Genomic DNA, 11,522 nt, shown 5'->3' with positions numbered 1-11,522 from the left:
AAATGCCCGGTAAACAAGGACTGGCAATAGCGATGTTATTTTCTGCGCCGGCGTGGAGCATTGGCGATCCGGTGGCGCTGTACGTCACCGGCAACGTAAAAGCGGCGCCGTGTCAGATCAGCAGCGACAGCGTAACGAAAACGGTCGACCTTACCGCCGATCAGTCGGTTACCGCGTCGTCGATGTACACCCCGGGCTCAACCACGCCATGGGTGGCGTTCGATTTGAGTGTGGAAAACTGTCCCGCTGGCACTACTCAGGTAACCGTCATGTTTAATGGCAGTCCGGATCAAAACCAACCGCAGGACCGATATCAAAACGTCGGAACGGCGACGCCGGTGGCGGTACAGCTTCAGAGTCGCGATGGACAGCCGCTTGGGGATGGAAAATCACTTAGCGGGCAGGTGGAAAGTCAGCGTTATACATGGCAACTGCGCGCCCGCATCGTGAGCCAGCAAGGACATGTCATGCCGGGCACCGTTAATGCTGTCGTAACCGTTTCAATGACCTATCAGTAAAACGTTGACAGGCGCTTTATGAATATCATTATCCGCTGTGATGATAGCTTTTATAAATTTGGGCTGACCGCGCTGCTGGCGGAAATATTCCAGCAGGAAGACGAACAGCAGACGGTCATTTTTGCTGATTATCATCCAGATAAAATCAGGACGGCGGATATTCTCGTTGCTGTTCTGCGTCCGGGAGAGGCCTATCTGTGCCATCCGGAATTATTACATTGTAAGGCCGGGTTGATGATTGGCATTGTCGAACAGCGTCACGTTCCCGCTCGCGGCGAACTGCCGGATTGCCTGCGCCAAATTGTGTTGATGGCCCATAACGCCACGGTTGACCATCTGCGCAATACGATAGCACATCACTGGCCGTTAACCCGGCAAGATAAAGATGAGGACGTTAAACGCTCCTGCGTCAGCTGTTCCCATAAGCGCGTTTCCGATAAGCAGCAGCATCTGATACGCCTGTTGCTCTCCGGCCTGACGTCCCGGCAGATCGGCGCGCAGATGAACATTGGTCAGAAAACCGTACTGGCCCATCGCCATGCGCTCATGCATAAATTCAGGCTCAGGTCGGACTGTGAACTGATGCAGTTTCTGGTGGCGAAGGAGGAAAAATATCCGCACCGGGGCGGGGAGGAGGGAGGACGATGATCTGGCCGGGCAGGGGAGGTCGCCGCCCGGCGCAGGGCAGGATCAGCGTCCTGCTTTCAGCTTCTGATAATACTCTTCGTAGATTGCGCTGGCCGCGCCTACGTCGTTCTGCCATTCCCCTTTGCTGACGGTTTCCGCATCCGGGTAGAGCGATTTGTCATTGGCGACTTCCGGGCTGAGTAGCTTACGCGCCGCCAGGTTTGGCGTCGGGTAACCGATGGTTTCCGCCACTTCTTTCGCCACATCCGGGCGCAGCAGGAAATTGATCAGCTTAAGCGCGCCTTCTTTATTTTTCGCGTTTGCCGGAATGGCGAGGCTGTCCATCCAGAAAATACCGCCTTCTTTCGGCCAGACGACTTCCAGCGGCGTACCCGCCTGGCGCGCCACGAACGCAGATCCGTTCCATACCATCCCGAGGTTGACTTCACCCTCCATGTACGGATTTGCCGGGTTGTCGGAATTAAAAGCCGCCACGTTTGGCATCAGTTTTTTCAGCTCGTTGTACGCCGCTTCAATCTCTTTCGGATCGGTGGTGTTGCCGGAATAACCCAGTTTGCGCAGCGCCATCTGGAACACTTCTCGCGCATCGTCGGTCAACAGAAGGCTGCCTTTGTATTCCGGTTTCCACAAATCGGCCCAGCTGATGACGGTTTTCGGGTCAATGCTGTCGCTGTTGACGCCAATGGCCGTCGCCCCCCAGATATACGGAATGGAGTAGTCGTTGTTTGGGTCAAATGGCTTGTTCAGCATGTCAGGGTCAAGGTTGCTGAAGTTGGTCAACGTCGACTTGTCGATCTTCTGGATCATGCCTTCTTTGCGCATTTTATCCACGTAATAGGTGGACGGAACCACCAGATCGTACGCGCCTTCTTTATAGGTTTTGAGCTTGGCGTACATGGTTTCATTCGACTCATAGGTCGAATAGATAACCTTAATGCCGGTCTCTTTGGTGAACTGTTCCAGCAGACCTGGCGGAACATACTCGGTCCAGTTGTAGAAATAGAGCGTTTTACTGTCGTCCGCGTGCGCGGCGCTCATACCGATAGCGAGAGCGCCTGCCGCGAGCAGGTGGCGTGACCATTTTTTCATTTAACGTCCCCTGAGATTAACGCCTGACTCTCCAGGCGGATTGAACAACACTTACGCCTGACGAGACAGGCTCTTCGTTTTATCGCGAGCGATCAGCTGGCTGGCAATCACCATCACCAGCGACAGCACCAACAGGATTGTCGCCAGCGCATTCACCTCCGGTGAGACGCCGACTTTCACCATGGAGTATATTTTCAATGGCAGAATTTCATAACCCGGTCCGGTGACGAACGACGAGACCACCACATCGTCCATCGACAGCGTAAAGCTCAGTAGCCAGCCTGCCGCCACCGCCGGCATTGCCAGCGGCAGGATGATTTTACGCAGAATAGTCAGTTCGCTGGCGCCCAGATCTTTTGCCGCTTCCAGCATTCGCACGTCAAATCCTTTCAGACGCGAGTAGACCGTCACCACCACGAAAGGCAGACAGAACGTGATATGCGAGAACAGCAGCGACCAGAAGCCGAGCTGGATGCCAAGCAGCATAAACAGGACCAGCAGCGAAATCGCCATCACGATATCCGGCGACATCATCACCACAAACAGCATACCGCTGACGAACGGTTTCCCGCGAAAACGGTAACGATACAGCGCTACCGCGGTCAGCGAACCGATCAGCGTGGCGAAAGTAGCCGAAAAGATCGCCATCGTCAGCGAGTGCTGAGCGGCCTGCAGCAGGCTGTCATTATTCATCAACAGGCCATACCATTTTGTGGTAAATCCCTGCCAGTTAATGCCGAATCGCGAGCTGTTAAAGGAATTCACAATCAAAATAATGATGGGAATATACAGGTACGCGTAGATAGCGGTCATAAAACCGCCGCGGAGCAGTCGACCGATCATTCGAGTTCCACCTTCTTATTCAGCAGTCGCGACGCGCGCCAGTAAACCAGCAGCATCAGGCCCATCACGATGGTCAGCGTAATGCTGGTCGCTGCGCCGAACGGCCAGTCGCGGATGTTCAGGAACTGTACCTTAATCACGTTACCGATCAGCAGGTTTTTCGCGCCGCCCATCAGATCGGAGACGTAAAACAGACCCATCGCCGGCAGCATCACCAGCAGACAGCCCGCGATAATGCCTGGCATGGTCAGCGGAATGATAATGCGGACAAAGGTTTGCAGCTTGCTGGCGCCGAGATCTTTCGCCGCTTCCAGCAGCGGTTTATCGAGCTTTTCGATGCTGGAATAAAGCGGCATAACCATAAATGGCAGCAGGATATAGACCAGACCGATAATCACCGCCCCCGGCGTAAACATAATGCGAATAGGCGTGTCGATGACTCCCAGCCACAGCAGAAACTCGTTAAGGTAGCCTTTGGTGCTAAGGAAAATTTTCAGCCCGTAAATGCGGATCAGCGAGTTAGTCCAGAAGGGGACGATCAGCAGAAACAGCAGCAGCGGACGCACTTTTTGCGGCAGTTTCGCCAGAAACCAGGCAAACGGATAACCCAGCGCCAGACAGGCGAGGGTGGCAATCAGCGCCATATTCAGCGAGTGCAGCAGCACGTCGAAATAGAGCGGATCGAGCAGACGCGTGTAGTTGTCCAACGTAAAGACCATTTTGACGAAATTTGCATCGTCACGGGTCAAAAAGCTGGTGCCAATGATCATCAGGTTGGGCAGAAAGACAAACAACACAAGCCAACCGACGATAGTGATAATCACCACATTCTGGAATTTACTTGTGTTCTTCATCAGCCAGTACGACCTCCCAGCTTTCTACCCAGTTAACGGCCATTTTCTGGTCGAGCGAGTGGTCAAAGTCGGGATCGTCTTCATTGAAGAATTCACTGACCATCACCATCTTACCATTTTCCAGTTCGACAACCGACTCAAGGGTCATCCCCTTGTAGTTGCGCTCGCGCACGTAGCCGATAAGCCCTTCGCCAGGCGAATCGTCGTTAATTTCTTCCACGCGCAAATCTTCCGGGCGCAGGAGAACGTGCAGTTGTTGCCCTGGCTTAACGGCAAAATTCACGTAGATATTGCACTCGCGGCCTTCAACGTTCGCGCGTACCCGCTGTTCGTCTAACCGTTCAATGACCGTCGCATTGAACATATTAATTTCGCCAATGAATCCGGCAACGAACAGGTTTTTCGGCTCTTCGTAAATTTCACGCGGCGTGCCGTCCTGCTCAATGCGTCCGTCGCGCATGACCACAATGCGGTCGGACATGGTGAGCGCTTCTTCCTGGTCGTGGGTGACGAAGACGAACGTGATGCCGAGCTTACGCTGCAAGGCTTTCAGTTCGTTCTGCATCTGCTTTCGCAGTTTATAGTCCAGCGCCGAGAGGGACTCATCCAGCAGCAAAAGACGCGGTTTATTGACGACTGCCCGGGCGATGGCCACGCGCTGCTGCTGACCGCCGGAAAGCTGATGCGGTTTGCGCTGTGCGAACTCTTCCAGTTGCACCATCCGCAGCGCTTCAGTTACGCGCGGGGCAATTTCCGCCGCCGGGGTTTTTTGCATACGTAACCCAAAGGCCACATTTTCAAAAACGGTCATGTGGGGGAATAACGCATAGCTCTGGAAAACGGTGTTTACGTAGCGGTTTTCTGCCGGAACGTGGGTGATGTCCTGGTTATCCAGCATAATCTGACCGGAATCCACGGTTTCCAGACCGGCTATCAGGCGAAGCACGGTTGTTTTACCGCAGCCTGAAGGACCCAGCAGCGTGAGGAACTCGCCATTATTGATAGTCAGATCCAACTGGGAAATGACCTCTTTGCCATCGAAGCTTTTGCTGATACCTGATAAAAGAACCAGCGGTGAAAGCGAACGCGGTTGTTTATTCAATTTTTTTCTCTGTCCCATGTAGACGTATCGGATGGCTGACCGATACGGGGTTTGTGGTTGACCACCTTGGTGACTCTTAAAGAGGGCGGTCATTCTACGGCAAACCACTGTAATCGCCAATCCTTGTTATAGTCAGTAGGGGTCTGAAGAGAAATATTCTCGTTTGCGGGGATAAAAGTGACCTGACGCAATATTTGTCTTTTGTGGCTTCCTGATAATGTTGTCACAAATAGTGAGGATGACTGCATGGATAAACTACTTGAGCGTTTTCTACACTACGTTTCGTTGGATACCCAGTCGAAAGCGGGTGTGAGACAGGTTCCCAGTACAGAGGGACAGTGGAAGCTATTACATTTGCTCAAACAACAGCTCGAAGAGATGGGGCTGGTCAATGTGACGTTAAGCGACAAAGGGACGCTGATGGCGACGCTGCCGGCGAATATCCCCGGCGATATCCCTGCTATCGGTTTCATTTCACATGTGGATACCTCACCAGATTTCAGCGGCAAAAACGTGAATCCGCAAATTGTTGAAAATTATCGCGGCGGTGATATTGCGCTCGGCATTGGCGATGAGGTGCTGTCGCCGGTCATGTTCCCGGTGCTGCATCAGTTGCTGGGACAAACGCTGATCACCACAGACGGTAAAACGCTGCTTGGCGCGGACGACAAAGCGGGCGTGGCGGAAATCATGACCGCGCTGGCGGTACTGAAAGAGAAAAACATCCCCCATGGCGATATTCGGGTGGCCTTTACCCCGGATGAAGAAGTGGGCAAGGGGGCGAAGCACTTTGATGTCGCGGCGTTTAACGCGAAGTGGGCTTACACCGTTGACGGTGGCGGCGTCGGCGAACTGGAGTTTGAGAACTTCAACGCGGCGTCCGTGAACATCAAGATTGTCGGCAATAACGTTCATCCCGGCACCGCGAAAGGGGTGATGGTGAACGCCCTGTCGCTGGCGGCGCGTATTCATAACGAGGTGCCCGCAGATGAAAGCCCGGAAACCACCGACGGCTACGAAGGCTTTTATCACCTGGCGAGCATGAAAGGCACCGTCGATCGCGCCGATATGCACTACATCATTCGCGACTTTGACCGCAAACAGTTTGAAGCGCGGAAGCGCAAGATGATGGAGATCGCCAAAAAGGTGGGCAAAGGGCTACACCCGGACTGCTATATCGAACTGGTGATCGAGGACAGTTATTACAATATGCGAGAGAAAGTGGCTGAGTACCCGCATATCCTCGACATCGCCCAGCAGGCCATGCGCGACTGCGATATTGAACCGGATATGAAGCCGATCCGCGGCGGCACCGACGGCGCGCAGCTGTCGTTTATGGGACTGCCGTGCCCGAACTTGTTCACCGGCGGCTACAACTATCATGGCAAGCATGAGTTTGTGACGCTGGAAGGCATGGAAAAAGCGGTACAGGTGATTGTGCGTATCGCTGAGCTGACGGCGAAGCAGCCGTCGTCTTGTTGAGACCGGATGGCGCCGTATTATCCGGCCTACGGGAGGTGATCCTGCAGGCCGGATAAGCGAAGCGCCGACTTACCCTTCGAAGAACCAGTAGCCGCTGTTGACCAGCGCGGCCAGCATCGCCAGGAAGGACGGATCGTCCAGCGCATCGCCAAAGTTTTCGGCGGTGAGCACGATGTGGCTGGCAAGCGCTTCCAGCGCCGGACGATGCGGAGAGTCGATCTTCTCGCCGTTGGCGTATACCTCACCGTCCACGCGCAGAACGCGCAAACCACCCAGGCGTACCAGCACGTCGCCCTGCTTCAGGGCATCGTAGATTTCGTCGGGCTGATACGGCGGCTCCGGCGGGGCGATATCCAGCTCGTGGCGAGACTGGGAGATAAATTCCCCAAACCATTGCTTAAAGTGTTCTGGTTGGTTAATCAGATCGAGCATCATCGTGCGCAGTTTGTCCATTTCCTGCGGTAGCACGTCAGCCGGGTGCTCACGTGGGGGAACGTCCGGGTCGCTGTAATACGTGCTGCCCAGTTCGCGTTGCAGCACATAGTCGGCAAACCCGCTGATCAGTTCGCGGGTATTCGGTGCGCGGAAGCCGACGGAATAGTTCATTGCGTTTTCCAGCGCATAGCCTTCGTGCGGGAATCCCGGCGGGATGTACAGGATATCGCCCGGCTCCAGTTCTTCATCAATGATCGCCTCAAACGGATCGACCTGTAAAAGGTCCGGATGCGGGCAATGCTGCTTCATTTGCAACTTTTCACCGACGCGCCAGCGACGGCGGCCAGTCCCCTGAATGATAAAGACATCGTACTGATCCAGATGCGGACCCACGCCGCCGCCGGGTACCGAGAACGAGATCATCAGGTCGTCAATACGCCAGTCCGGCAGGGCGCGGAAAGGGCGCATGAGCGCGGCGGTGGGCTCGTGCCAGTGGTTAACGGCCTGAACCAGCAGCGACCAGTTGTTCTCGCCGAGATGATCGTAGCTTTCAAACGGACCGTGGCTGACCTGCCATTTGCCATCCTGATGGCTTACCAGACGGCTGTCGACTTCGCTTTCCATCGCCAGCCCCGCCAGTTCGTCAGGAGAGAGCGGATCGATGAAGTTATTAAAGCCGCGTTTCAACACCACCGGGCGTTTTTGCCAGTGGCGTTCAAGAAAGTCGGGCCAGTTGAGAGTTAATTGGTATTCCATATTGCGCATCCACAGGCTGTTCGTTGCAACCGATTATAACGGATGCGTAACAGGATGAATGTAGTGAGCGCATATTTATTAGCGAAGGTCCCGTGATTTTCAGCGTTAATCGTCTTTTTGCCCCGGCTGCTGGTGACCAAAAATCACCTCCATTCGGGCGCCGCCCAGCAGACTGTCGCTGGCGATAATCTTGCCGTCGTATTGCTCGGTAATTTCACGGGCGACCGCCAGTCCCACGCCTTGGCCCGGGCGCAGTGTATCCACCCGCTGACCGCGATCAAACACCAGATCGCGCTTGCTCTGCGGGATGCCGGGACCGTCATCTTCCACCACAATATGCAGATGGTCGTCGGTCTGGCGGGCGGAAATTTCGACAAATTCGAGGCAATATTTGCAGGCGTTATCCAGCACGTTGCCCATCACTTCGACAAAGTCGTTCTGTTCACCGACAAAACTCACTTCCGGTGAAATATCGAGGCTGATAGTGACGCCTTTACGCTGATAAACCTTATTGAGCGCCGAGGTCAGGTTATCCAGTAAAGGGGCCACCGGATGCAGTTCCCGGCTGAGCAGTACGCCACCGCCGCGCATACTGGCGCGATGCAGGTAATAGCCAATCTGCTGAGAGATACGGCTGATTTGTTCAAGCATCACCGGCTCGGCGTCGCTAACGCTCAGCTTTTCACTGCGCATTGAACGCAGCGTACTTTGCAGCACGGCCAGCGGCGTCTTCAGGCTATGGGTCAGGTCGGTCAACGTGGTTCGGTACTTATCGTAGCGTTCGCGTTCGCTTTTCAGCAGACGATTAAGGTTGCGCACCAGACTGGTCAGTTCGCGCGTGGTTTCCGGGTTTAACTGTTCGCGATGGTGTTCCTCCAGTTCCCGGACCTCGCGCGCCAGCGCCTCGATAGGGCGCAGGCTCCACCAGGCCGCCACCCACAGCAACGGGATCACCAGCAGCAGGTTGGCTGCCAGCACGTAAATAAACCAGCTCCAGACCATATAAGAGCGTTTAAGCTCAATGGGGATCGTGTCGACCACCACAATCGTCAACTGCGGCATACGCGCCGTCGCCGGGTAGACGTTTACCGCGACCGAGTGGGTCATTTCCGCGTCGTCATCGTCTTCCCGTACCTCTTTCAGTTGCGCCTGCACCGAGTGGTCTTCGTTTACCAGCGTGCTGGTGGCGTCAATATCGGCTTCGATTTCGTGAAAACCGTTGGTTTTCAGCCAGTCGGGATGAATAAGTTTTACCAGCCACGGCACATTACGCTGCGCCCAGAGCAGCTTGCCGTTTTCATCATAAATCAACGAGATCGTGGGGCTTTGCATATCGAGATGTTCCGGGATCTCGACATGGATCTTGTTGTCCTCCCACCTGGCGAGCGTGTAGAAAAGATTGCTCTCGCCGCGCAGCAGGCGGAAGGTCGTTTTGTCAAAGCTGACGCTATAGCCCACCAGCGCGACTGCGCCATAGGCCAGAGACAGCACCAGCACCACCCCTGCAGTCGCCAGTAAAAAGCGTAGCCGCAGAGACAGCGGGAAAAGGTGACGCAGCAGTTTATTCATTAGCGCAGTTCGAACAGATATCCCTGACCACGGACGGTGGTAATCACGTCATGGGGATACAGCGCCTGAATCTTCTTGCGCAGACGGCCCATCAAAACGTCAATGGTATGACTTTCACGCAGTTCAGCATCCGGATAGAGCTGTAACATCAGCGCATCTTTACTGACCACTTTGCCGTTATTACGGATCAGCGTTTCCATAATGGTGTATTCAAAGGCGGTCAGCTTAATGACTTCATCGTTCACCGACAGTTCACGGCGAGAAAGATCGACCTGGAAAGGGGGAATGGAGATAATCTGTGAGGCATGGCCGCTGTTACGCCGCATCAACGCCTGCATGCGTGCCACCACTTCCTCAATGTGAAACGGTTTGGTGACATAGTCATCCGCCCCCGCGCTCAGCACTTCTACTTTGTCCTGCCAGCCTTCGCGCGCAGTCAGCACCAGAACCGGTAGGGAAACGTCATTCCCGCGCCAGCGACGGATCAGCGACAGCCCGTCTTCATCGGGTAGTCCGAGATCGACGATCGCGATATCTGGCACGTGTTCGTTAAGATAATAGTCGGCCTCTTTGGCATCTTCGGCGTCATCAACCTGATGTCCTGCATCCTGAAGTTGCACCTTCAGGTGGTGGCGTAACAACGCATTATCCTCAACAACCAGTACGCGCATCATCTTTTCTCCCTATATATACGGTATGAATAGTTTAACGCTGATTATGTTGCTGTGGGGATAAACATTTAATAAACCGGGGAAGGGGAAATGCCGGAAGCGCACCGGCACGGAAAACACGTCTGGTCATTGCAGGCCGGATAAGATGCTGCTGCATCATCATCCGGCACAGGCGGGTGGCTTATTTTAGCTCATCAACCATTGTCACGGCGCGACCAATGTAATTCGCCGGGGTCATCGCTTTCAGCCGCGTTTTTTCGTCTTCCGGCAGCGCCAGACCGTCGATAAACTGCTTCATCCCTTCAGCGTCAACGCGTTTGCCGCGGGTCAGCTCTTTCAGCTTTTCATACGGTTTTTCAATGCCATAGCGACGCATTACGGTTTGGATCGGCTCTGCCAATACTTCCCAGTTGTGATCCAGTTCGTCCAGCAGACGATCGCGGTTCACTTCCAGTTTGCTTACCCCTTTCAGGGTGGACTGATAGGCGATCAACGCGTAACCAATACCCACGCCCAGGTTACGCAGCACGGTTGAATCCGTCAGGTCGCGCTGCCAGCGGGACACGGGCAGTTTGCTGGCCAGATGTTGCAGAACCGCGTTTGACAGGCCCAGGTTACCTTCGGAATTTTCAAAGTCGATCGGGTTTACTTTATGCGGCATGGTGGAAGACCCGATTTCGCCCGCAATGGTTTTTTGCCTGAAGTGGTTCAGCGCGATGTAACCCCAGACGTCACGATCGAAGTCGATCAGAATGGTGTTGAAACGGGCGATACAGTCGAACAGTTCGGCGATGTAGTCGTGCGGCTCAATCTGGGTGGTGTACGGGTTCCACTGAATGCCCAGCGAGGTGACAAATTCTTCGCTGAACTGGTGCCAGTCAACCTCCGGATACGCGGCGATGTGTGCGTTATAGTTGCCGACCGCGCCGTTGATTTTACCCAGGATTTCTACCTGGTTCAGCTGGCGGAACTGGCGCTCCATGCGGTAGGCCACGTTTGCCATCTCTTTGCCCATGGTCGACGGTGTTGCCGGTTGACCGTGAGTACGGGAGAGAAGGGGGATGTCGCGATACTGAACGGAAAGATCTTTTACCGCGTCGATCATTTTGCGCCAGTACGGCAGGATCACTTCGTCGCGCGCGGTTTTCAGCATCAGCGCATGTGACAGGTTATTAATATCTTCTGAGGTGCAGGCAAAGTGAATGAATTCGGAAACCGCGTGCAGCTCAGGCACCTCCGCCACTTTCTCTTTCAGGAAATACTCGACTGCTTTGACGTCGTGGTTGGTGGTGCGCTCGATGGTTTTAATGCGCGCGGCGTCTTCTTCATTGAAGTTTGCCACGATAGCGTCGAGGAAACCGTTTGCGTCGGCAGCAAAAGCAGGAACTTCCTTGATCGCTGCGTGCGCGGCCAGTTTTTGCAGCCAGCGTACTTCTACCTGTACGCGGAATTTCAGCAAACCGTATTCGCTGAAAATCCCGCGCAGCGCGCTGACTTTATCGCCGTAGCGTCCATCGACAGGGGAAACGGCGGTCAGTGAGGATAATTCCATAGA

At 54.5% G+C, this 11,522-nt stretch carries 11 protein-coding genes; 3 read left to right on the top strand and 8 right to left on the bottom strand.

The features are described 5' to 3' along the window. Positions 1–2 precede the first annotated feature (2 nt). Together CSE01S_RS10195 and CSE01S_RS10190 are read left to right on the top strand one after the other, a co-directional pair. Entirely contained in the window at positions 3–518 is a 516-nt protein-coding gene (locus CSE01S_RS10195) for a fimbrial protein (protein WP_052406284.1), read from the top strand. 18 nt (positions 519–536) lie between these two features. Continuing rightward, positions 537–1,166 (top strand): helix-turn-helix transcriptional regulator, encoded by a 630-nt coding sequence (locus CSE01S_RS10190; RefSeq protein ID WP_042287650.1) that lies wholly within the window; start codon positions 537–539, stop codon positions 1,164–1,166. 42 nt (positions 1,167–1,208) lie between these two features. Here CSE01S_RS10190 and potD read toward each other — a convergent pair whose 3' ends face one another. The 4 genes from potD to potA are packed head-to-tail and all read right to left on the bottom strand — an operon-like array spanning position 1,209 to position 5,072. Further along, entirely contained in the window at positions 1,209–2,255 is a 1,047-nt protein-coding gene (potD, locus tag CSE01S_RS10185; RefSeq protein ID WP_042287648.1) for a spermidine/putrescine ABC transporter substrate-binding protein PotD, read from the bottom strand. Between the two features lie 51 nt (positions 2,256–2,306). Beyond that, positions 2,307–3,098: a spermidine/putrescine ABC transporter permease PotC gene (gene potC / locus CSE01S_RS10180; protein WP_042287646.1), complete on the bottom strand. Its 792-nt coding sequence runs from the start codon at positions 3,096–3,098 to the stop codon at positions 2,307–2,309. Beyond that, positions 3,095–3,952, bottom strand: coding sequence for a spermidine/putrescine ABC transporter permease PotB (gene potB / locus CSE01S_RS10175; RefSeq protein ID WP_042287645.1), 858 nt, complete (start codon positions 3,950–3,952; stop codon positions 3,095–3,097). Before potB ends, potC begins: the two co-directional genes overlap by 4 nt. After that, positions 3,936–5,072, bottom strand: a complete 1,137-nt coding sequence (gene potA, locus CSE01S_RS10170) for a spermidine/putrescine ABC transporter ATP-binding protein PotA (protein WP_042287644.1) — start codon at positions 5,070–5,072, stop codon at positions 3,936–3,938. The genes potB and potA overlap by 17 nt, the downstream gene beginning before the upstream one ends. A 228-nt stretch (positions 5,073–5,300) precedes the next feature. Here potA and pepT point away from each other — a divergent pair, with 228 nt between their 5' ends. After that, a complete protein-coding gene (gene pepT, locus CSE01S_RS10165) occupies positions 5,301–6,536 on the top strand; it encodes a peptidase T (RefSeq protein ID WP_042287643.1) in 1,236 nt (411 codons plus the stop codon). A gap of 69 nt (positions 6,537–6,605) precedes the next feature. On the opposite strand, the gene roxA is transcribed toward pepT, so the two are convergent. The 4 genes from roxA to purB form a co-directional block, all read right to left on the bottom strand. After that, positions 6,606–7,727: a [50S ribosomal protein L16]-arginine 3-hydroxylase gene (roxA, locus tag CSE01S_RS10160; RefSeq protein WP_042287642.1), complete on the bottom strand. Its 1,122-nt coding sequence runs from the start codon at positions 7,725–7,727 to the stop codon at positions 6,606–6,608. A 105-nt stretch (positions 7,728–7,832) separates the two neighbouring features. After that, positions 7,833–9,296, bottom strand: a complete 1,464-nt coding sequence (phoQ, locus tag CSE01S_RS10155; RefSeq protein WP_042287641.1) for a two-component system sensor histidine kinase PhoQ — start codon at positions 9,294–9,296, stop codon at positions 7,833–7,835. Next, positions 9,296–9,967 (bottom strand): two-component system response regulator PhoP, encoded by a 672-nt coding sequence (gene phoP / locus CSE01S_RS10150; RefSeq protein ID WP_042287748.1) that lies wholly within the window; start codon positions 9,965–9,967, stop codon positions 9,296–9,298. Before phoP ends, phoQ begins: the two co-directional genes overlap by 1 nt. A gap of 181 nt (positions 9,968–10,148) precedes the next feature. Next, the gene (gene purB, locus CSE01S_RS10145) at positions 10,149–11,519 is read right to left on the bottom strand and encodes an adenylosuccinate lyase (RefSeq protein ID WP_042287640.1); all 1,371 of its coding nucleotides are present in this window, start codon (positions 11,517–11,519) and stop codon (positions 10,149–10,151) included. Positions 11,520–11,522 lie beyond the last annotated feature (3 nt).

This window comes from Citrobacter sedlakii NBRC 105722 (assembly GCF_000759835.1).
Lineage (GTDB): Bacteria > Pseudomonadota > Gammaproteobacteria > Enterobacterales > Enterobacteriaceae > Citrobacter_A > Citrobacter_A sedlakii.
This window is presented reverse-complemented; position numbering and strand designations above follow the sequence as displayed.